This window comes from Neolewinella litorea, assembly GCF_004803465.1.
GTDB classification, from domain to species: domain Bacteria; phylum Bacteroidota; class Bacteroidia; order Chitinophagales; family Saprospiraceae; genus Neolewinella; species Neolewinella litorea.
Genome location: NZ_SRSF01000002.1, coordinates 343,082 through 364,846 on the forward strand (window position 1 = coordinate 343,082; position 21,765 = coordinate 364,846).

The following is a 21,765-nucleotide window of genomic DNA, read 5'->3' on the forward strand; positions in this document are numbered from 1 at the left end:
CCCCCAGAGATGGCCGATGGCCTCGACCAGATAAAGCAACCGATCGCGCACGAACTGGAGACCTTCGAAAAGAGGTTTCGGGAAACGCTGCGGTCGCCGGTGCCGCTCATGGACCGCATCACCTACTACATCGTGAGGCGGAAGGGCAAGCAGATGCGTCCCATGTTCACTTTCTTCAGCGCCCAGGCCTGCGGCGGCATCAACGACGATACCTACACCGCCGCTAGCCTCATCGAACTGGTCCACACGGCCAGTCTGGTACACGACGACGTAGTGGACGAAAGCTACGAGCGCCGCGGTTTTTTCAGCATCAATGCCCTGTGGAAGAACAAGATCGCCGTGCTGGTGGGCGACTACTTCCTGGCCCGCGGCCTGTCGATCGCCCTGGCAACCAAGCAGTACCGCACCCTCGAGATCAGCTCCGACGCCGTACAGGCCCTGGCCGAAGGCGAGCTGCTGCAGATTGAGAAGGCCCGGCGGCTGGACATCGACGAGGAGATCTACTTCGAGGTCATCCGGCAGAAAACGGCCAGTCTGATTGCCGCTTCCTGCGCCGCGGGGGCTGCCTCCGCGACCGACGACGAGGCGACCCTTAAGCGGATGCACACCTTCGGCGAAAAAATCGGCATCGCCTTTCAGATCCGCGACGACCTGTTTGATTTCGGTCTCGACAACGTAGGTAAGCCCCGGGGCATCGACATCAAGGAAAAGAAGATGACGCTCCCCCTCATCCATGCCCTCAACCGGGCCTCCCGCGGTGAACGCCGGCGCATGATCCGTAACATCAAGAAACACAGCGACGACCCCGAGAAGGTGCAGGAAGTACTGCGCTTCGTCCGCGAAAGCGAGGGTATCGCCTACGCGGAATCCGCCATGTTACGCTACCGCGACGAGGCCTTTGAACTCTTGCGGGCCCTGCCCCCAACTCCGGCCCGCGACGGGCTCGAGCAGCTTGTCAATTTCGTGGTGGAGCGGGCGTACTAAATCCAGTCGCTGACATGAACAATCGGCGGTGCGCCTCTTTTATTCAGCGCACCCAATCGCTCAATCGCATGGCCCCGAGCAGTAACATCAGTTTACTCTCCATCGTACACGGCAGGCGCTCCCACCTCAATAATCTCCTGCGGGGGATTGCCGAGCAGCATTGCCCCCCCAAGGAAGTCGTTGTCGTCTTCATGAACGAAGCGATCCCCGATCAGCTCACCGATCCGGGATGCCCGTTCTTCCCCATCCAGCTCAATTCCGATGATCACCAGTTGCCGCTGGCGGCCACCCGCAACCTGGCCGCGTCACGCGCGCAGGGTGACCTTTTGGCCTTCCTGGACGTGGATTGCATCCCCGATCCCGACTACCTCTGCCACTTGCAGCAAGCCGTTGACCGAACCCACGGCCTGGTTATGGGCGACGTGCGCTACCTACCGCCGGACGCGGCCTCCGGCCACTGGTCCTTCGCCGACCTAGACCGCAAGGCACAGGCCCATCCCCGGCGGCCGGCCATACCCGATGGCAAGGACCTGATGACCCTTCCCTACCCGCTGTTCTGGTCCCTCGCTTTCGGGTTGCGCGCCAGCGATTTTGCCCGGCTGGGAGGATTCGATGAGGGGTACGTCGGCTACGGCGGGGAAGACACCGACTTCGCCTTCAACGCCCGCCTCACCCGGCTTCCGCTCTACGCCTGTACCGCCCGGGCGTACCACCAGCACCATCCGGTCTACTCCCCACCCTACAATCACCTCACGGACATAGTAAGTAATGCCCAACGCTTCCACGCCAAATGGAAGATCTGGCCCATGGAGGGGTGGCTCAAGCAGTTCCAGCACGAAGGCCTGATCCGTTGGGATCTAAATCAACTCGAGATCCTGAAACAGCCCGCGGATCACCAGATCGCCGCCGCCCGCAGCGACGCCCTCTTCGTCTGACAGCCCCGGAACGGACAATCAATAGATCCCCCCGCTGTGCAGAATGACCACGGTACCCCCCCTGGGGTAATAACCGGCCGATATCCTATGCAGCACTCCGGCGAACAGTTTGGCCGTATAAACCGGCTCCAGCGGGGGAAGCAGGGGCTCCTTAATTTCCGCCCGCGTAGCCACACTCCCCGCGGGGGTATAGAGGCGCCAGGCAGCGGGAAACCTGGCGTACCCCCCGAATGAAAAGTCAGTGATCAGGTCCAGCCCGGTTAAGGCTTCGGGCGCAGTCAGCCAATTGCGTATCTCCTTCGCCATCCAGTCGCCCCGGAGAGCAGGAAAAACCTCGACCCGTGTAGGGCTTCCGTAGGCTGCCAGCAACACTCCCGCCGCCGTTCCGCCGGTACCGGCACTGAGGCAAAAGTAGTCTGGGGCCGTGCCAAGCTGATCCACTGTCTCGGCGTAGACGGCACCTGCGTAGGGCAGGGATTCACGTTGGCTTCCTCCTTCGGGGACGACGATCTCCTCCGTGCGTAGGCCGATCACCCGCTGAAAATCGGGGTCGTGCTTGCGCCGGTAGGCGGTGCGGTCCAGAAAGTGCAGGGTGGAGCCGTTACGCGTCACCAGATCCAGGGTCGGGTTCCGGACGGCTTCCCCTCTGATGTAAAATCGGGTGCGAAACCCAAAACGCCGGCCGGCAGAGCTCAGGGCGGCTACGTGGTTGCTGTAAGCCCCGCCGAAGGAGACTACCATGCGGCCGCGAAGGTCATCGCGGGCCAGTAAGGGCGCCAGCTTGCGCACCTTGTTGCCCTGCAGGGGATCCAGGGGCTCCCAGGAATAGTGGTCGTCGCGCTTGACGAAGAGCTGCACGCCCGCCGCTTCGGCCGCGGGGTGATGCAGGCGCTCCAGCGGACTGGCGGGAAGGGGCGGTATCAGGCCAGTGGTTTGATGTCGTAGCCGGCTTCCTCGACCACCTGCATGATTTCGGCTTCGGAGGCGGTGCCTTCCACGGTCAGAAGTTTGCGTTCGTCTTCCACGTCAACGCGCCAGATGGTGACGCCTTCTAGCTCGTCGAGGAAGGGCGTGACACTGCGTACGCAGCTGCCGCAGTTGATGTTTGTGGTAAAGGACTTAAGCGTAGCAGTCATGGGTGATTATGGTCAATTACGGTCACAGAACACCGCCTGAACAAAAATGGGTCACCTTCCAGCCGGAAGATGACCCATTTTAATCGGTCTTGCCGGGTTGGTTACCCGAGGGCGACGTGCTTGAAGTCGGTGACTTTCAGTCCCTTCTCCACGCTGTCGAGGTACTGGGCCACGGTCTGCTTGTCGCTCTTCACGAAGGCCTGGGCTTCCAGGGTATTCTCCTTGTAGAACTTGTTGAGGCGTCCCTGTCCGATCTTCTCTAGCATAGCCTCGGGCTTACCTTCCTGGCGGGCCAGATCCATCGCGATGTCGAGTTCCTGATCGACGGTTGCCTGGTCGATGCCCTCCTTATTGACGGCGATCGGCTTCATGGCGGCAACCTGCATGGCAACGTCGCGGCCGGCGTCGAAGGCGGCTTCGTCATTCTTGTTCAGGGCTACCAGCACACCGGCGCGGTATCCGCTGTGAATGTAGGGGGCCACCAGGGGGGCACTGAGTTGCTCGTAGGCGGTGATGCTGATCTTCTCGTTGATCTTACCTACCATCTCGGTTACCTTCTCTCCGATGGTGAGCTTGCCTTCCATGTTGAGGGCGTTGAGGGCATCGAGATCGGCGGGCCGGTTTTCGAGGGCCAGGTCGGCGATCTTCTGGGCGAAAGCCACGAAGTCGTCGTTCTTGGCCACGAAGTCGGTCTCGCTGCTCAGGCGCACGACCACCCCGTAGTCATTGGCGTCGTTTACCTGGGCGATCACTACGCCTTCGTTGGCTTCCCGGTCGCCGCGCTTGGCCGCTACCTTTTCGCCGCGCTTGCGCAGGATCTCGATGGCCTTGTCAAAATCGCCTTCGGCTTCCGCCAGGGCTTTCTTGCAGTCCATCATACCGGAACCGGTCATGTCCCGCAGTTTCTTTACGTCTTTAGCCGATATAGCCATTTGTATGGATGTTTTTTTCTGTTATAATCTGGTTGGAGGAGCATAGCAGTACGGCAGTACAGCAGTCAGGAACTGCCGTACTGCCGTACTACCACACTGAATTGTTACTCTGCGCTGGCGGTCTGCTCTTCTCCGCTGCTGGCTTTCTCCTCCTTCTCTTCGCTGCGCTCGGCCAGGCCTTCTTTGATGCACTCGACGAGGTAGTTGGTGATCACGCCTACGGCCTTGCTGGCGTCGTCGTTGCCGGGGATGGCGTAGTCGACACTTGTGGGGTCGGCGTTGGTATCAACGATACCGAAGGTGCGCATACCGAGCTTTTTGGCTTCGGCGATGGCCAGGTGTTCGTGTACGATATCGACCACGAAGATGGCGTTGGGGATCCGCTGCATATCAGCGATACCACCCAGTACCTTGTTCATCTTCTCGTGCTCACGGGTCAGGGTAAGGCGCTCCTTCTTGGTTACGCTGTCGAGGGTACCGTCGTTGAGCATCCGTTCGATGTTCTGCATCTTGCGGATCGAGCGGCGGATGGTGTTGAAGTTAGTCAGCATACCACCCTGCCACCGGTCGGTGACGTAGGGCATATTCACTTCCTGCGCGGCGGCGGTGACGATGTCACGGGCCTGCTTCTTGGTCGCTACGAAGAGAATCTTCTTACCGGCCCGGGCGATCTGCCGCATGGCGTTTCCGGCGCGGTCGAGGTTCTCGAGCGTACGGTTAAGGTCGATGAGGTGGATGCCGTTCTTCTCGCTGAAGATGTAAGGCGACATCTTGGGGTTCCACTTGCGGCGCAGGTGACCGAAATGTACGCCGGCGTCCAGGAGCTGCTGATGGGTTGGCTTAGCCATGGTTTTTTTATAGTTGAATCCAGGGTATGAGCCTGAATGGTTTTTTAAGTACCGCGATACGGCAGTAGAATAGTCCGGTAGCAGAGCGTGCGTACGACGGTACGGACGTACCACAGTACCACACGGTGATCCGTCTACCGCTTGGAGAACTGGAAGCTCTTACGGGCCTTGGGCTTACCGTACTTCTTACGCTCTACCACGCGGGCGTCGCGGGTCAGCAGCTTGTTGCTCTTGAGGGGGCTGCGGAAGTCTTCGTTCAACTTTACCAGCGCGCGGCTGATCGCCATGCGGATGGCCTCGGCCTGTCCCTTGTAGCCACCACCGTCTACGTTGACCTTCACATCGTAGATGCTGTTGTCGACTTCGATGACCTCAAAAGGCTGCACGATCTTACCCTGGACGTGCGTCTGGGGGAAGTAAGCCTTGTAGTCCTTACCGTTAACGGTGATATTACCCTTACCCTGCATGAGGTAGATGCGGGCGACGGCGGCCTTGCGGCGACCAATGGCATTGATTTGTTCCATGGATTATTTTGCTTTGTTGCGGTGGTGCGCTTGTTGAGTTGCCTGAGTACCGGGGGGCGGAAAACCGCTTGTAAAGCAACTCCCGGCCGCACCAACTGACTATTTGAGTTCCTGCGGTTGCTGGGCGGTGTGGGGATGCTCGGCACCGACGTAAACGTGAAGTTTACGGTACTGGGCGCGACCGAGTTTGGTCTTGGGCATCATGCCTTTGATGGCGTGCTCCAGCACGAGCTCGGGCTTGCGCGCCAGCAATTGGCGGGGCGTAGCCTTCCGCTGGCCACCGGGGTAGCCGGTGTGGCGCAGGTATACCTTATTGTTGGTCTTCTGACCGGTAAAGCGGACCTTCTCGGCGTTGATGACAATTACGTGGTCGCCGTTGTCGAAATGGGGGGTGTAGTCGGGCTTGTGCTTGCCACGAAGTACACGGGCAATCCGGCTGGCAATGCGACCGACGACCTCGCCTTCTACGTCGATCACGTGCCACTTGCGCTCAACGGTATTGACGTTGGCCGACTGCGTTTTGTAGGATAATGTATTCACTGGAAATACTTGATTTTACTGATTCAATGTCGCGCAGTACTGCGGGACGAAAGCGCCCCAACGGAACGCCGCCACGAAAGCGGACGCAAAGGTACGCGTAAGGGAAAACAGAAACAAGCATTTTTAAGCTTATTTTCCGATCCAACCTTTATAAGTCGCTGAAAAACAGTAAAAATTTCGCACGCCCTTGATCCTGACCTATTTGCGGTCGGGAATCTTGAAGGTAAATTTCGTACCCTCACCCACGGTGGAGGCGACGGTGATACTGCCCCCGATGGCCTCGATGAGGCGCTTCACGATGGACAGCCCCACCCCGTGGCTTTGCGTCTTGCCCGCACCCGCGCTGTGGAACAGGCGAAAGATCAGATTCAGGTTCTGCGGCGGGATGCCCGGGCCGTTGTCCTCAACGGTAAACGTGTACCATTGCCCGGGCTCGTGTACGCAGTCGATTACGATGCGGCAATCTTCCTTGTCGTTGAACTTGACGGCATTCCCGATCAGGTTCTGTACCGTTTGCAGCAGCGCGATCGAGGAAGTGTACAATTGCTTTACCTCCCCCACGTATTCCACCTTGCATTCCGCGGGTTTCCCCAGTTGCCGCAGCGCCTGGTCGATGCAGTGCTGTACGACAACCTCTTCGTGTGCATCCTGCAGACTGCGCGTCACCTGGCTGTACCGCAGCACCCCATCGATCATCATGGAGGCATCCACCGCCCGTTCCTGGATCATCCGCAGCAGTTCGGCGCCGTCTTCGGGCAGGAGCTTCAGGTAGTCCTCTTCAAGCAGTTCGCCGGCCTGGCGGATGTTGCGCAGGGGGGCCTTGAGGTCATGGGCGATGACGTGACTGAAGTCGCGCAGTATCCGATAGGCCTGCTCGCGGTCCCGGGAGTTTTGCTCAGCCTCAGCCAGGGCGTGGCGGAGTTCGAACAGTTTGATCACCTGTCGCGCGAGCTGTTCCAGGGCCCGCAATTGGCTGTCGGCCAGCTGCCGGGGTTCGTGGTCAATCACGCAGAGGCTGCCCAGGGCGTAACCCTCCCGGCTGATCAGGGGCACCCCGGCGTAAAAAACAACGTTGGGGTCCTTGATCACCAGTTCATTGTTGGCAAAGCGGGGGTCCAGGCGTGCATCCGGCACCACCATGGTGGTTTCGGGCTCCAGTATATTGTAGGCGCACAGCGCAATGTCACGCGGCGAACCGGTCATGCCCTCGGGCGCACCCAAGGCAGACTTGAACCACTGGCGATCCTCATCAACGAGCGTGATCAGGGATACGGGAGTACCACAGATCTGGGCGGCAATGGCGGTCAGATCGTCAAACTCATCTTCGGGCAAACTGTCCAGGATGGCGTACTTGCGCAGGTTCGCCAGGCGTTGCGCTTCGTTTTCCGGGGTGGGTGGCATCACAGGACAAAGGTAATTGAAGGAGATTGTATTCGGGGAGGGCCTCATTAAGAAGATCACAATGTCCACAAATTCAAACAGTTCGTGCGTCTGTGCGGGGACCGAACGTCATCTCACACCCCATTATGCCCAATTTCTTTCCGCGTTTTTCTCCGTTTCTCCATTCGGGCGGGTTCGCGGGTGCCGTACTGGTAGGACGACGCGGCGCGGCGGCTGTCCGGCGGTGGTTCACAACGCGGCGGCCGCCAAGCCCCGTGAAAACTGTACCTTGATCGGACCAAATTTGCACTTACCATGACAAGATCCATCAATTGGTGGGCCATTCTCGGAGCTACCGTCGGCGGCATGTTCGTCGGTTTTCTTTTTTACGGAGCCCTGTTTAATGCCGCCTGGACGGAGGCGGTGGGGCTCACCACCGAGGACGACGTCAACTTCCGGAAGTACGGTGAAGCGGTCACCCTGGACCCCGTCATGCCCATGCTGATCAACGCCTTCGTAATGGCCGCCTACGCGCTGTTCCTGTCCTGGCTCATGCAGCGCACCAAACGCACCACCCTCGGCGAGGGCGCCCTGTTGGGCCTGCTGGTCGGACTGGTCGTTGCCGCCAGCCACGGCACGGGCAATCTCTTCGCCATGAACCCGGCCATCCTAACCGTAATCGACGGCAGTTACCACGTGATACTATTCGCCGTGATCGGTGCCATCGTAGCCCGCTGGCCCGTTGTCCGGCGGGTACCCTAACACCTGGCTCGCGGGACCGCCCCCGGCACCCGCGGCCGCGCCCCACTCCAAAGTTCTGGATTGAATTGAACCCCCATCCGTTACCCTGACCTACCATGCGTCATGGCCAGGTGGCCATTCGCAAAAATCCCTTATCTTATGTGGTCGGGCCGTGCCCGATCTGTGCAACCCCCCTCCCGCAGCCGCTCGTCGTTCAGAGAATCAAGTCCGCCAAAACACCCAGTCCCCCCTGCATGCCTCTTTTCCTGCTTATCCTGTTGCTCTTTCTGGTACCCCCCGTGGGCGCGCAGGACAAGCCCACCCTGGAGGCGCATCGCATCGAAACGACGATCACGATCGACGGGCGGCTCGACGAGGCCGCCTGGTCGGAGGCACCGGTGGCGAGCGACTTTGTCACCCTGCGCCCTAATCCCGGACTGCCGGCCAGCCAGACCACAGAGGTCCGCGTCCTCTACGATAATCGGGGCATCTTCGTCGGAGCCAAAATGCTCGACACGCGTCCCGACAGCATCCTGGCCGAACTGACCGAGCGGGACGACCTGGGAAACACCGACATCTTCGGACTGGTCCTCGACCCCTACCAAAGCGGAATTAATGGCTTCACCTTCCTCGTCACGCCCGCCAACGTACAGTTTGACGCCAAACAGAACGACGGCAGGGAAGATCCCGACTGGGACGCCGTTTGGGAAAGCCAAACCGAACGGACGGACGAGGGTTGGACCGCCGAGATCTTCCTCCCCTACTCCGCCCTGCGCTTCCCCGCCACGGCCGAGCAAACCTGGACGATCAACTTCGCGCGCACCCTGCGCCGCAAAAACGAGCAAAGCTTCTGGTCCGAGATCGACCCCAACGTCGACGGATTCCTCAACCAATCCGGCACCCTCACCGGCCTCTACGATATTAAAGCTCCCCTGCGCCTGCAGGCCACCCCCTTTGTGGCGGTGTACGGGCTCCAGGGCCGCGAACCCAACGAAAAGGCCACCTACGGGGCCAGCGTGACCGGGGGCATGGACGTTAAGCTGGGTCTCAACGATGCCTTCACCCTGGACATGACCCTGATCCCCGACTTCGGGGAGGCGCGGAGCGACGACCAGATCCTCAACCTCGGCCCCTTCGAGCAGCGCTTCGACGAGCAACGGGCCTTCTTCACGGAGGGTACGGAGCTGTTCACCAAGGGCAGGCTGTTCTACAGTCGGCGGGTGGGGGGCAGCAACTTCTTCCAGCAGCGGGTCTACGACGCGCTCGAGGACGGCGATGAGATCGTCAATAACCCACAGCGGGCCAAGCTCTACAACGCCACCAAAATCAGCGGCCGAACGGCGCGGGGCACGGGCGTCGGCATTTTCAACGCCGTGGAACAGGAAAACTACGCGACCATTCGGAGCGCGGACGGTGATGAGCGGCAGGTACTTACCAACCCCCTTACGAACTACAATATCCTGACCGTCGACCAGAACCTGCCGAACAACTCCTCGGCCACCCTCATCAATACCAACGTAATGCGGGAGGGCTCGGCCCGGGACGCCAACGTCACCGCACTGCTGTTCGACATCCACAACCGCGCCAACGCCTACGCCGTACGCGGCGAGTTCAAGCACAGCCGACAGTACGAAGCCGAACATTCCGAGACCGGCCACGCCCTCGACCTGGAAATAGCCCGTATCTCCGGTCAGTGGACCTGGGAGGCGAGTTACGGAGAGGAGAGCGACACCTACGACGTCAACGACCTGGGTATCATGCGCGCCAACAACTCCCGGTTCTGGAGCGCGGAACTCAACTACCGGCAGCCCGAGGCCTTCTTCAACGGCTTCTTCCTCAACGGGGGCGGGGGCGTCGATATCGATTACCGCCGGCTGTATGCCCCGAGCCGCTACGTCGGCACCAACGTGGAAGCCTACGTGTACGCCACCACCCAGGGCTTCTGGAACATCAACCTGTGGACCGAGCACGACGTCGGCGACCAGTTCGATTTCTTCGAACCCCGGGTAGCGGGGCGATTCTGGCGCGTACCCGGTAGCAGCAACCTGGGCGGCTGGATCGGTACCGACAACCGCAAGAAACTGCGCCTCAGTACCAATTTCAACCTGACGCGCTGGTGGGACGACACGAACCGCTACTCCCTGAACTTCAATCTGAATACCCGCTACCGCTTCAGCGATCGCCTGAGCATGAGTGCTTTCGCCCGCCGCGGCAACGACTATAACGATGTGGGCTACGTCAACCGCGAGACCTTCCTCGACGGCCAGCGGGAATATACCGACGTCTATTTCGGTACCCGCGACCGCAACAGCGTAGAGGCCGGCTTGAGCGGCAAGTACAGCTTCTCCGCCCGCATGACCCTGAACCTGCGCGTACGCCACTACTGGAGCGGGGTAGGCTATTCCCGTTTCCACCTGCTCGATACCGACGGCCAACTTATCGTGACCGATTACTCCGGCAGCCACGACCAGGATTTCGACGCCTTCAACGTCGACGTCGTCTACCGCTGGCGCTTCGCGCCGGGAAGTGACATCTTCATGGTGTACAAATCCAGCATCACCGACTTCGACCGGCGGGTCTCGGACACCTACGCCGACAGTTTTTCCGATCTCTGGGGACCCGACACGCCGCTTTCCGGCTCCGTTTCACTGAAGGTGGTCTACTGGCTGGATTACGCCAGCCTGTTTCCGCGGTAGCCCGGGCCCACCACAAGCTGGTATACCCGCGCACGGCTTACCTTCCCACCAAACTGTGCGTATGACCTTCCACTTCCGCCTTGCTGTTTGGCTGACCCTCCTGGCGGCTCCGCTTGCCGCCCAAAACGAGGAAGTATATCTGTTCTCCTACTTCCAGGGTAACGGGGAAGACGGACTTCACCTCGCCTACAGCGAAGATGGCCTGGCGTGGACCCCGCTGAACGGAAATGCCTCCCTGCTGACACCCCAGGTCAGTGACGACCGGCTCATGCGCGACCCCTGTATCATTCGGGGTGGTGACGGCCGGTTTCACATGGTATGGACCGTCAGCTGGCACGAACGCGGCATCGGGTACGCGCATTCCGAGGATCTGATCCATTGGTCGGAGCAGCAATACCTCCCCGTGATGGAAGACGAACCGGAGGCCGGCAACTGCTGGGCCCCGGAAATCTTCTACGATGCCCCCTACGAGCGGTATATGATCTACTGGGCCACTACGATTCCCGGACGGTTTCCCGAGACCGACTCCAGCGGCGACAACGGGCTAAACCACCGGATGTACTATACTGTGACGGAGGACTTTGAGACGTTCTCCGATACTCGCCTGCTCTACGACCAGGGTTTTAACGTCATTGACGCCACCATCCAGCGGATCGACGACCGATTCGTGATGTTCCTCAAAGACGAAACCAAGCTGCCCCGGGCGGAAAAGAACATCCGCATCGCCTACGGAGACGAACTCACGGGCCCTTACTCCCCGGCCTCCGAGCCAATAACGGATAACTGGGTAGAGGGCCCGACCGCCACGCGGACGGAACAAGGGTGGGTCGTTTATTTCGATCGCTACACCAATCACGCCATGGGTGCCGTACGCTCTTCGGACCTGGTCGACTGGACGGATATCTCCGATCAGTTACGGTTTCCCGACGGGACGCGGCACGGGACCGTACTGCGCGTAGAGCGTCGCGTGCTCGACCGGCTGCTGCAGGAATTTGAGGACTAAACCCCGAGGTGGACTGATCAGAAAGACGCGGTCTGGAGGGAACTCCCGCTCATAATGGTGGCCAGGTCGGACGCGGCGAAGAAGACCAGCCGTGCCACTTCATCCGGGCTGGAGACGTGCTCCAGCGTAGGGTCGACCGCCAGCACCCGGATATTTCGCTCGGCCAGTTCCACCGCCAGGGCGCGCGTAAAACCGTGCATAGCTCCCTTCGTGGACAGGTACGACCCCTGATGGGTGGAGGTTTTTCGCTGGGCGGGAGCGATGACGTTGATGATGGTTCCGCCGGTACCGGCTTCAATCATGACGCGGGCCGCCTGCTGTGCGCAAAAGAAGGTGCCTTTCAGGTTAAGGTCGACCATCCGCTGAAAGCTGGTCCCGTCCATCTCGAGGACGGGCGCGCAGGGAAAGATATTGGCGACCGTGCACCATACGTCCAGGTGCCCGTGTTCCCGGTCGATGTGATCGGCGACGTCTCTTATGCGATCCAGGTCGGTAATGTCCAGCGGGTGCCCGTGGGCCCGGTAGCCCTGGGCAATGATCTTGTCCGACAGCCGGGAAAGTTCATCTTCGTCGGAATCCAGCAGGATTACCCGGGCACCTGATTCGGCGAAGCGCATAGCCGTACGCTGGCCGATGTCCGAGCAGGCCCCGGTAACTGCAACGAATTTACCTTCGAATGAAATAAGGTTTGAAATTGGGGGGAAGTTCATAGTGTCAAATTGAATGTGTAAATAGCCTCGACGACCACCGCTAATAAGAAATAGTCACCTATGTACCTATAATTAAGGTACCTACAAATTAGTTCGAGCTAAAATACGTATCTCCCCGCCGTCAGCGAAATTTCACTAATCGCACCCCACCTTCCAGCCCGGAAGGGTGCAGCGGCCAGTCCGCCGCCGCGAAGGGGCGATAGGTAATGTCCACGAAGTTGATGTCGTAGAAGTTCTTCCACCCGGGATGCTCCCGGTCGTATTTCCGCAGGTAGTTCGCGGATACATTCTGTACTACCACCCGTAATTCGTTTTCCGATTTCAGATCTTCGGGCCGCAGCTCCAGACTATTCGGGAACGACCAGATCGTGCCCTGCGGCACCCCGTTCAGGATTACTTCCGCGGATTCGTGGATTCGGTCGAACGCAAGCCGGTAGGCCCTAGCCTCTTCGGGATTCTCTACGGAAAAGGTAGTCCGGTAGGTAGCCTTTCCGGTGAAGTATTCCAGCGTGTCGGTGCCCCAGCCGGTCCACGAAGTCAGGGTATCCCGTAAGAAAGCCTGTTGGGGAGCGTCGGTACGCGCAGAAGCAAAATCAACCGACCAGGGGCGCACCAGTTCTACCGTATCCACAGCCACCGGGTTGTCCCAGAGCGGCGCATCGGGGCGTTGGGCGCTGGTTTCGAGAAAGTACGACTGCCCTGGCCGAATCTCCAGCGTAAAGCGGTCCTGGGTATTCAGGTAACCGCTCCTCTCGCTTAGGGGGTCGGTGATGGTCACGTAGCGGTATTCGGCGTTTAATCGCAGCGCGTCGGCGTTCGCCTCACTTCCCAGGTTGGTGACGAAGTACAGTTGCCCCGTAGCGGTCCGTTTGCGGATAAAATCCAGTCCCAGCTTTTTCAGCTCCTCCTGTCTCGCGCCGAGTTCCTGGAGACTGCGCGGCAGGTTGTCGGTGATCACCATCCGGTCGGGCAGGTTGTCGCCGCCCAGTAAGTCGGCCGGCTGCTGTGCGTCTTCCAGGTATTTGCGTCCGGCGAATGCGGCGGGCAGTCCTCCCTCGAAAACGATGCTCACCCCTTCGCGCGCCAGCCGGCGGAGTTCGCGCACGGTTTCGAAGGGGATGTAATCGACCGGGGGCACCACGATGGTGCGGTACCTGCCCCCCTGCTTTCCCGGGTAATGGACCTCGCCGGAGGAGGTGCCCCGCAGCTGCGAGAGTTGTTGATCGGATACGTAATCAAAAGCAAACCCCTCCTCTTCCAGGTACCGGGCCGTTTGTCCGAAGGCTGTCTCGCCGAACCACTTATCGTAGTGGTGGACGTCCAGGAAGACCGTCACCGGGGTAGGTTGCTTCGTCCACAGGTCGTGGACGGGAAAGTATAGCAGCACGTCGTTGTCGCTCGCCGCCGCCTGCAGTTTCGTCTGGCAGTTTTGGATATACCGGTTCAACAGCGGGAGTTCTTCGTAGAAGTGGGACGTCGAGCCAAAATTGGTGGAAGCATAGAACCGCCAGCCCGGATAGCCGGCTGCCGTGGGCGAATAGGTAGTTCCGTGGAAGAAGACGTGGTTGATCCCGGCCGCGAAGAGTTGATCGATCTGGGGTTTTACCTGCCGCAGCGAGACCTTGAAGTGGTTCCCCAGCCAGGTCGCCGTTTCGGAGCTGACCAGCGGCTTGCCCATCAGGTGGGCGGGTGAACTGGCGAACTTCATCATGAGGGCACTCGGCCGTCCGAAATTGTCCTCACTGTAGTCGGGGTCGCAGGCCAGTCCCGGAATGCCGAAGACGCTGCAGCCAAAGGATTCGGTCTCGGGGATGTCCGCCAGGCCGTAAAGGTCAAGGATGTTGCCTGGAGACCCGTGGGCCTGCAGCCGGGTCAGGAAACCGCGACTGCGGCTGAAGTCCGTCCACGTCTTCGCGAATTCCGTGTACAGCAAGTCAGCCAGCGTGGCGCGGATGTCGTGCAACAAAAACGGGCGCTCGGGGTGCAGTGTATCGCGCAGCAGGTGCAGTTGGTCCTCCACTGCATACCCGTTCCGGTTGGCGAAGGCGGCCGGGAAGTCCGTCGTCCAGTCGGCACCGTATACCTCGTAAGAATCGTGGTACAGCGCCCGGGGCTCAATCGGGTGTGCCGTCCGGGCGAAAACGGAGTCAAAGTGGGCGAGATAGTGGTCGACCGCGGTGCCGGAGAAGTAATCCATCACCTGCCCTTCCCCACCCGGGGCGGCGCGTTTCACGTTTTGCCCGGTCGGTTCCACGGTATAGCCACCTTCGGTGACCACAAGCCGTTGTGCGGCAAATTCAGGGGTGATCCACGGACCGCCGTAGGGCCACCCGGTGCCGAGGGTCAGGTCGACGCCCAGATCCAGGGCTTCCGCTTCGGCAATGGTGAATTCCACCGCCGCCATCCACTCTTCCGAGAGAAAGGGAAGGAACTTGTCTTCGTACCCCTTGGCGCCGTAGATCGGAATAATGTGCACCCCGCCCAGGCCGCTTTCCGCCATTTCGCCCAGTTGCCGGCTGATCTCCTCGCGTTCCACGGCACTGCCCATCCACCACCAGTAGGTCCAGGGTTTCGCGGTTTGCACGTTGACCTGACCAATAAGTCCGACAGAGAGGAAGAGCAGGAATACGGACAGGGATAGACGCATACGGAAAATCGGTTGTGGAGGTGGGCTACCACAATGTAAGTCCCGCCGTCAAAATCCGACAAGCATCACCCCGTGGGCTCACTCCTATCTCCGCCATTCACCAGAAAATAGAAGTACACGCCCCCCAGCCCGTAAAACAGGTAATCCAGCAGGTCGTGGCGAAAGCCCTCTCCGTAACGCGGAAACACCTCCTCAAAAATCAGGGCCAGCAACAGCGTAGCCACCGCCGTTTCAACCGCACTGATCCGCGGTCGTCGGAATACCAGGTTGCGTTCCAGGCTCCAGAGTCCCAGCAGGATCGGGGCCGCACAGAAAGGATCCAGGTAATGATCGACCAGCCCCAGTTGGAGGCCCCCTACCCGATTCAGTACAAGATGGACCAGAAAGGCAACCACCACGAGCCAGAACCAGGGATTGAGCAGCACTTTCATAAAACGGCGAGGAAGGCGATGATGATGCCCAGCAGGATTACGGGCGAGAGGGCCAGCAGAATCACCACGCCAAGCAGGCGGACGCCGATCTTGACCGCGCCCACCAGAAAGGGGTCTTCGGCATTGATCGTGGCCAGGTTGTCCCACCACTGATAGGTTTCGGCCGCCCGGTCGGTAAGGGCCTTGGTGGCGGAGGATTTTTCCGCTGGTACTTCCGACCGCGGCTGCTTGGGTTCCATGGGGTTACTACAGACGGCTCAGCCATAAGGTTTTCAACCTGAAGAAGGTGGCACCAAAAGACAAAGCGCCCGACAGCAGTTGCTGCCGGGCGCCCGTCAAACGTTTGGTGGACCCAGAGGGTTAGTCGCGATCGTCGCGATCACGTCCGCCCCGGCGGCCTCCGCCTCCGTTGCGGCGCTCTCCGCGGTCACGTCCGCCACCGCCGCCACGGCGATCGCCGCGGTCGCCACGATCACCACGTCCGCGCGATTTCGATGCCTTCCGTTCCTCTTCGAGCTCCTCGTCGGTGGGAATGGTGCCATCGGCACGGGGCATGATGGCCTTGCGGCTCAGGCGCAGTTTACCGGTACGCTCATCGACGTCCACGATCTTGAACTTCACCTTGTCGCCTTCCTCGAACTCGTCTTCGACGCTTTCGATGCGGCTGTGGCTCATTTCGCTTACGTGGAGGAGTCCGTCGCGGCCTCCTTCGAAGCCGACAAACACGCCGTACGGCATGATCGTCTTGACGGTACCTTCGTACACACCACCCACTTCGGGGGTGAAGGTGATCTTCTTGATCCGGGCTACGGCATCGTCGATGGCGGCCTTATCCGAACTGGCGATGGACACGTGGCCCTTGCCGTCGATCTCGTCGATGTTGATGTTGGTGCCGGTAAGCTCCTGCAGTTCCTGGATGATCTTACCACCGGGTCCGATAACGGCACCGATGTAGCTCTTCTCGATGATGAGCTTGACAATCCGGGGAGCGTGGGGCTTGATGTCCTCGCGGGGCTCGCTGAGGGTCTTGTCCATCTCTCCGAGGATGTGGAGACGGCCGACGCGGGCTTGCTCCAGTGCCTGCTCGAGTTGCTCGTAGGGCAGTCCGTCGATCTTGATGTCCATCTGGCAGGCGGTGATACCTTTGGTGGTACCGGTGACCTTGAAGTCCATATCACCCAGCGCGTCCTCGTCGCCGAGGATATCACTGAGGATGGCAATCTTGTCGCCTTCGGCTACCATACCCATGGCGATGCCGGCTACGGGGCGCTTGATCTGTACACCGCCGTCCATCAGGGCCAGAGATCCGGCACAGACGGTAGCCATAGAGCTCGATCCGTTGGATTCCAGGATATCGGACACCAGTCGAATGGTGTGGGTCATGTCATCGGGCAGTACCTGCCGGATGGAGCGGCCGGCCAGGTTGGCGTGACCTACCTCGCGGCGGCCGGGGCCGCGCATGGGCTTGGTCTCCCCTACCGAGAAGGCCGGGAAGTTGTAGTGCAGGATGAAGTTGTCGTAGGTGTTGCTGTGGGCAACGTCGACCATCGCCTGGTCGGTCTTGGTACCCAGCGTCAGGCTGGTCAGCGACTGCGTCTCTCCGCGGTTGAAGATGGCGGAACCGTGGGCGGCGGGCAGGTAATCTACCTCCGTCCAGATGGGGCGTACTTCGTCGAAGGCGCGGCCATCGAGGCGCTTCTTCTCGTCGAGCATCATATTGCGGATAGTGTTCTTCTGCACCTTGTCGTAGGCGGCGCTTACGTCCTCCTTGTGCTCTTCCATCCACTCCTCGCCTTTCTCTTCCAGGGCGGCTTCCTTGAAGTTATCCTTTACTTCCTTGAAGGCCTTCTTGCGGTCGGCCTTGTTGGAGGCGCTACGGGATACGCGGAGGATTTCCTCCTTCACCTTCCCTTCCACGTAGCTGAGTACCTCGGCGTCGATCTCGTGGGTCTCCACTTCGCGGGTGGTGGCTTTGTCGCCCACCATTTCCCGGAGGCGCAGTTGCGCGTCACACATGGTACGGATGGCATCGTGGCCCACCTTGAGAGCCTCCAGGATGGCGCTTTCCTCAACTTCCTTGCCTTCGCCTTCCACCATCATGATGTTGGAACGGTCGGCCGCGACGATCAGGTCGAGGTCGGCATCCACCAGTTGGGTACGGTCGGGGTTCACCACGTACTCGCCGTTGATCCGGGCAACGCGGCATTCGGAGATGGGGCCTTCAAACGGAATATTCGAGCAGGTCAGGGCGGCCGAAGCGGCCAGACCGGCCAGGGCATCGGGCATCACCTCTTCATCCAGGGAGATGAGGTTGATGATGATCTGGGTGTCAAACATGTACCCTTTGGGGAACAGCGGACGGATGGCGCGGTCGACCAGGCGCGAGATCAGGATCTCGTAGTCGTTCAGTCGTGCCTCGCGGCGGAAGAAGTTACCGGGGATCCGGCCGGCGGCGGCAAACTTCTCCTGGTAATCCACGCTGAGGGGGAAGAAGTTCTGGCCTTCGCGCACGCTGGTGCTGGAAACGGCGGAACAGAATAGCATGGTCTTGCCACACTTGACTACGACTGAGCCGTCGGCCTGTGTGGCCAGTTTGCCGGTCTCGATGGTGACTTCCCGCCCGTTGGGCAGTTCGAAGTTCACCGACATTGGGGTTTGATTACCCATTATTGATTGGACTTTAAATGATAATATGCGTTCGTTGACCCCCCCACCGCCGAGACGGTACGGGAGCATTGACACAAAACACCAAAGCGGAAGGGGGTGAGGGCGGGTCCGCGGGTGCCGGGCGGCACTGAAAACCAGCCGTGGAACGTGGTTGATCACCACGAATGTTGCTCATTCCCGCCGGGGGTCGCTGGAGACCGACGGATACCGCACTGTCGCGGCAGTTCATTTAGTCATTTTGTATCGCGGCGAATATACGAAACTTTTCGGTCCGGACGGAAATTCCATGTTACGCGCCCGACGGGCCGGTCAATAAGAGAAATTAACCATTGCTAGTCCCTCTCCAGGGCGTAGATTCGTGAAACTGAATTCGTAGCAATTGTTGCCCGTAAGCCTGCACCGCGGGAGCACTTGCTCGATTTCAATCATTCGCCTTTTCCCACCTTCCCTTGTCTACACCATCCAATAATCAGCAGGCCGATCACGTATCGGGGAAAAGCCATCGCCTTTTCCGCATCCTCTTTATGGGGTTAAGCCTGCTCACGCTTATTGTCCTGGCTTCCATTGTCACGGAGATCGCGGCGATCGACGTGCGCAAGAAACTCAACCACGCGCTCCGGCTCGAGCGCGACCTGGGCATGCTGCTCACCACCGTGCAGGATGCGGAGACCGGTCAGCGCGGTTATCTCCTCACCAAGGAATACCGCTACCTTGCTCCTTACGCCGCCGGAACGCGTGACTCCGTAGCCGCCATTACCGGCCGCATCCTCGAAGAGGTAAGGCGCGATTCCCTGCAGCTTGACCGCGCCGAACGCCTGCGCTACTTCACTGACCTCAAGTTCAGGGATATCCAGGAAACCCTCGAACTACAGTACACGGGCGATACCGCCACCCTTAACCAGATACTACGCTCCGAGCGCGGGCGGACCTACATGGACAGCGTCCGGCGCAACGTAGAATTGCTCCGGCAAGCCGAATACCGCGACGTACGCGTCCGGCAAAGCCAACTGGATAACCTCAGTACGGTTACGACCATCCTCCGCTTTCTGGGAGCCCTCGGCCTGGCCACGGTGCTCTATTACATCTATAATCAGCTGCAGCCCCTGGTCTCCAGCATCAGCGCCTCCAATAAGAAGCTTTCGGACGAGATCGTCGAACGTCGGCGGGTGGAAAAGATGAATACCGACCTGATCCACAGCCTCAACCTCAAAAATCGCGAACTCGACCAGTTCGCCTACATCGCTTCCCACGACCTGCGCGAGCCCCTGCGTACCGTGAGCAACTACGTGGAAGTGTTGAAGGAAGACTACGATCACCAGTTCGACGAGGCCGGTCGTTCCCACCTGTCGGTCATCTACCGGGCCACGCAGCGGATGAGCAACCTCATTGAGACCCTGCTCCAGTTCGGTCGCGTCGGCCGCACCGAAGAACCTACGCGCCTCGACCTTTCCCGCTCCGTTGAAGAAGCCATAGAAAACCTGGAGGGCCGGATCGAGGAAACCGAGGCTTCCATCCAGGTGGGACCCCTGCCGGAGTTGGTGGGTTATCCGGTGGCGATGCGACAGCTTTTCCAGAACCTCATCTCCAATGCTCTGAAGTTTCACTCTCCCGGCACCCCGCCGAGGATCATCATTTCCGGCGAGGAATCTCAGGACCAAACCTGTGTTTCCGTGCAGGACTTCGGCATTGGGATGAGCCACGCGGACCAGCAGAAGATATTCGAGCTGTTTACCCGCTTAAATCGTCCGGAAGACTACGACGGGCAGGGAATAGGATTGGCATTCTGCCAAAAAATCGTACAATTACACCACGGTACGATCACGGTGGACAGTCAACCGGGCAGTGGAAGTACCTTTACCGTTAGTATTCCAAGGAGTTATGACCAAGAAGAAATTAGGGTGCGTACTACTCATTGACGATTCAGACGCTGATAATTTCATTCACACGCGGCGCCTCAACAAAATGGGGGTCGCAAAAGAGATTGTCGTCCGCGCCAATGGAAGGGAAGGCCTGCAGTACTTCACTAGTCGACTGCCCGACGGAAGTCGCCCTACCCGCCCCGACCTGCTCTTTCTCGACATCAACATGCCCGTAATGGACGGCTGGGGTTTCCTGGATGAATACCAGCACCTCCGTGAAGAGGATCGCGCCCGGGTGACCATCGCCATGCTTACCTCCTCCGCCGGGGATCCCGAACACGAGCGGTATCGCGCCTACAGCGTGGTCGACGGCCACGAGGCCAAGCCCCTGACCCAGGAAAAGATCACTGCTTTGCTCAATCGCCATTTCGGCTAGTTCAAACCAACCGGCGCAGGGCAATCATGGTACCGAAGTGCATCGCTTCATGCAGGTTGTTGAATTCCACCGCCTCCTCCAGGCCGGACAGCGTGATGCCAAAACTGGTTTCGTACGGGTTGTATGCCGACCAGTCCAGGTCCGTGCAGGCCTCCCGCAACCTGCGGTGGCCGTCCAGTAATTCTGCGCGAATTAAACCGTATTCCTCGGCCCCGGCTTCGCCTTCCGGTCGCGTACCCTTGCGGTAGCGGTTGATGAAATCTTTTCCGCTGGGGGTCCGGTGCCCGCCCAGGGCAAAGACGAGCAATTCCTGGGTGGCAATGACGTGCCCCGCATTCCAGATCAGGTTGTTATTCATTCCTTCGGGCACCTGGTTGAGCTGCGACAGGCTCATGCTTTCCGTGAGGGCCAGGATATTTTTCCTGATCTGCTCGTGGTATTGCAGGGCGAGGGTAAGGCTTGCATTCATACGCGATGGCTTATTTCAAGCCAAGGTAAGGTACCACCCACCGCCGACCGGTATTCAGCGCGGGCAGGGCGTGCAGGGTCCGTTGCAGGGGGGCGCTTCCGCCGGTGCAGTAGAAGTCGTAGCGTGCCGGGTCCGTCGGTTCCGAAACCAGCAAGCCCCGCTTTTCCAGCAGGCGTTGCACCTGTCGCGCCGCCGCCCCCGATGGATCGATCACATTTACGCCAGGGGGGAGGGCCGCACGTATGTCCTCAATGACCAGGGGGTAATGGGTGCATCCGAGGACTACGGTATCCAGGGAATCGGCCTCCCGGAACAGTTCAGCTAAATAGTCGCGTACTGCCGGTGAGCCCGCCCCGAATGCCTCGATGCGTTCCACCAGGCCGGTACAGGGGCTTTCCCAGACGGGGCGGTCGGTGAGGTAACGCTCCTTGAGGGACTGGTACCGGCTGCTGCGCAGGGTAACGGCCGTGGCCATCACGCCGATGTGCCGCCCGTCGGCCGCGGGTTTCACGGCCGGCTCGAGTCCGACAAAGGGCACGTCCGGATAAGCTTCCCGCAAGCCGTCGATGGCGATGCTCGTGGCGGTATTGCAGGCGACTACTACCAACTTTACGCCGGCGGACAGCAGGAAATCGGTGATCTGGCGACTGAACGCGAGCACCTCGCGATCGGTGCGCGCCCCGTAGGGTGCGTGGTGGTTATCGGATACGTACAGGAGGGAATCGCGGGGGAGTAGCCCACAAATAGCATTGGCGACCGAAAGGCCGCCAATGCCGGAGTCGAAGACTCCAATAGATCCGTTATGGGGAGGCAGGTACACTGCAGCG

The 21,765-nt window shown here is 59.9% G+C and carries 21 protein-coding genes; 7 read left to right on the forward strand and 14 right to left on the reverse strand.

Annotated elements, in window-relative coordinates; all coding sequences use genetic code 11:
* Positions 1-9: 9 nt before the first annotated feature.
* On the forward strand, positions 10-984 hold the full coding sequence (locus E4021_RS07110) for a polyprenyl synthetase family protein (protein WP_136457815.1): 975 nt from the start codon (positions 10-12) through the stop codon (positions 982-984).
* A 68-nt stretch (positions 985-1,052) separates the two neighbouring features.
* Positions 1,053-1,919, forward strand: a complete 867-nt coding sequence (locus E4021_RS07115; RefSeq protein WP_168797504.1) for a glycosyltransferase family 2 protein — start codon at positions 1,053-1,055, stop codon at positions 1,917-1,919.
* Between the two features lie 18 nt (positions 1,920-1,937).
* On the opposite strand, the gene E4021_RS07120 is transcribed toward E4021_RS07115, so the two are convergent.
* The 7 genes from E4021_RS07120 to E4021_RS07150 form a co-directional block, all read right to left on the reverse strand.
* Positions 1,938-2,843 carry a 1-aminocyclopropane-1-carboxylate deaminase/D-cysteine desulfhydrase gene (locus E4021_RS07120; protein ID WP_136457819.1) on the reverse strand — a complete coding sequence of 302 codons (906 nt, stop codon included), beginning with the start codon at positions 2,841-2,843 and terminating at the stop codon, positions 1,938-1,940.
* Positions 2,840-3,055: a heavy-metal-associated domain-containing protein gene (locus E4021_RS07125; protein WP_136457821.1), complete on the reverse strand. Its 216-nt coding sequence runs from the start codon at positions 3,053-3,055 to the stop codon at positions 2,840-2,842. The genes E4021_RS07120 and E4021_RS07125 overlap by 4 nt, the downstream gene beginning before the upstream one ends.
* 101 nt (positions 3,056-3,156) lie before the next feature.
* Positions 3,157-3,987, reverse strand: a complete 831-nt coding sequence (tsf, locus tag E4021_RS07130) for a translation elongation factor Ts (RefSeq protein WP_136457823.1) — start codon at positions 3,985-3,987, stop codon at positions 3,157-3,159.
* A gap of 104 nt (positions 3,988-4,091) precedes the next feature.
* Positions 4,092-4,835 carry a 30S ribosomal protein S2 gene (rpsB, locus tag E4021_RS07135; RefSeq protein ID WP_136457825.1) on the reverse strand — a complete coding sequence of 248 codons (744 nt, stop codon included), beginning with the start codon at positions 4,833-4,835 and terminating at the stop codon, positions 4,092-4,094.
* A 134-nt stretch (positions 4,836-4,969) separates the two neighbouring features.
* A complete protein-coding gene (rpsI, locus tag E4021_RS07140; RefSeq protein WP_136457827.1) occupies positions 4,970-5,359 on the reverse strand; it encodes a 30S ribosomal protein S9 in 390 nt (129 codons plus the stop codon).
* A 99-nt stretch (positions 5,360-5,458) separates the two neighbouring features.
* Complete coding sequence (gene rplM / locus E4021_RS07145) at positions 5,459-5,899, reverse strand: 50S ribosomal protein L13 (RefSeq protein WP_136457829.1); 441 nt, start codon at positions 5,897-5,899, stop codon at positions 5,459-5,461.
* Positions 5,900-6,097: 198 nt separating this feature from the next.
* On the reverse strand, positions 6,098-7,300 hold the full coding sequence (locus E4021_RS07150; RefSeq protein WP_246050254.1) for a sensor histidine kinase: 1,203 nt from the start codon (positions 7,298-7,300) through the stop codon (positions 6,098-6,100).
* 294 nt (positions 7,301-7,594) lie between these two features.
* Here E4021_RS07150 and E4021_RS07155 point away from each other — a divergent pair, with 294 nt between their 5' ends.
* From E4021_RS07155 to E4021_RS07165, 3 genes are all read left to right on the forward strand, one after another.
* Positions 7,595-8,041, forward strand: a complete 447-nt coding sequence (locus tag E4021_RS07155) for a DUF1761 domain-containing protein (protein WP_136457833.1) — start codon at positions 7,595-7,597, stop codon at positions 8,039-8,041.
* 233 nt (positions 8,042-8,274) lie between these two features.
* Entirely contained in the window at positions 8,275-10,716 is a 2,442-nt protein-coding gene (locus tag E4021_RS07160; protein WP_168797506.1) for a DUF5916 domain-containing protein, read from the forward strand.
* Positions 10,717-10,777: 61 nt separating this feature from the next.
* Positions 10,778-11,719: a glycoside hydrolase family 43 protein gene (locus tag E4021_RS07165; RefSeq protein ID WP_136457836.1), complete on the forward strand. Its 942-nt coding sequence runs from the start codon at positions 10,778-10,780 to the stop codon at positions 11,717-11,719.
* 17 nt (positions 11,720-11,736) lie between these two features.
* Here E4021_RS07165 and E4021_RS07170 read toward each other — a convergent pair whose 3' ends face one another.
* From E4021_RS07170 to pnp, 5 genes are all read right to left on the reverse strand, one after another.
* Positions 11,737-12,429: an SDR family NAD(P)-dependent oxidoreductase gene (locus E4021_RS07170; RefSeq protein WP_136457838.1), complete on the reverse strand. Its 693-nt coding sequence runs from the start codon at positions 12,427-12,429 to the stop codon at positions 11,737-11,739.
* A 121-nt stretch (positions 12,430-12,550) separates the two neighbouring features.
* On the reverse strand, positions 12,551-15,076 hold the full coding sequence (locus tag E4021_RS07175) for a glycosyl hydrolase (RefSeq protein ID WP_136457840.1): 2,526 nt from the start codon (positions 15,074-15,076) through the stop codon (positions 12,551-12,553).
* A 65-nt stretch (positions 15,077-15,141) separates the two neighbouring features.
* A complete protein-coding gene (locus E4021_RS07180) occupies positions 15,142-15,507 on the reverse strand; it encodes a hypothetical protein (RefSeq protein ID WP_136457842.1) in 366 nt (121 codons plus the stop codon).
* Entirely contained in the window at positions 15,504-15,746 is a 243-nt protein-coding gene (locus tag E4021_RS07185; RefSeq protein ID WP_136457844.1) for a hypothetical protein, read from the reverse strand. The genes E4021_RS07180 and E4021_RS07185 overlap by 4 nt, the downstream gene beginning before the upstream one ends.
* A 121-nt stretch (positions 15,747-15,867) precedes the next feature.
* On the reverse strand, positions 15,868-18,174 hold the full coding sequence (pnp, locus tag E4021_RS07190; protein WP_136457846.1) for a polyribonucleotide nucleotidyltransferase: 2,307 nt from the start codon (positions 18,172-18,174) through the stop codon (positions 15,868-15,870).
* A gap of 449 nt (positions 18,175-18,623) precedes the next feature.
* Between pnp and E4021_RS07195 the strand changes: the two genes are divergently transcribed.
* Complete coding sequence (locus tag E4021_RS07195; protein WP_136457848.1) at positions 18,624-20,090, forward strand: sensor histidine kinase; 1,467 nt, start codon at positions 18,624-18,626, stop codon at positions 20,088-20,090.
* A 46-nt stretch (positions 20,091-20,136) separates the two neighbouring features.
* On the forward strand, positions 20,137-20,469 hold the full coding sequence (locus E4021_RS07200; protein ID WP_246050243.1) for a response regulator: 333 nt from the start codon (positions 20,137-20,139) through the stop codon (positions 20,467-20,469).
* Between the two features lies 1 nt (position 20,470).
* Here E4021_RS07200 and E4021_RS07205 read toward each other — a convergent pair whose 3' ends face one another.
* Positions 20,471-20,938: a DinB family protein gene (locus E4021_RS07205; protein ID WP_136457852.1), complete on the reverse strand. Its 468-nt coding sequence runs from the start codon at positions 20,936-20,938 to the stop codon at positions 20,471-20,473.
* Between the two features lie 10 nt (positions 20,939-20,948).
* Entirely contained in the window at positions 20,949-21,758 is an 810-nt protein-coding gene (gene murI, locus E4021_RS07210) for a glutamate racemase (RefSeq protein ID WP_136457854.1), read from the reverse strand.
* Positions 21,759-21,765: the final 7 nt, after the last annotated feature.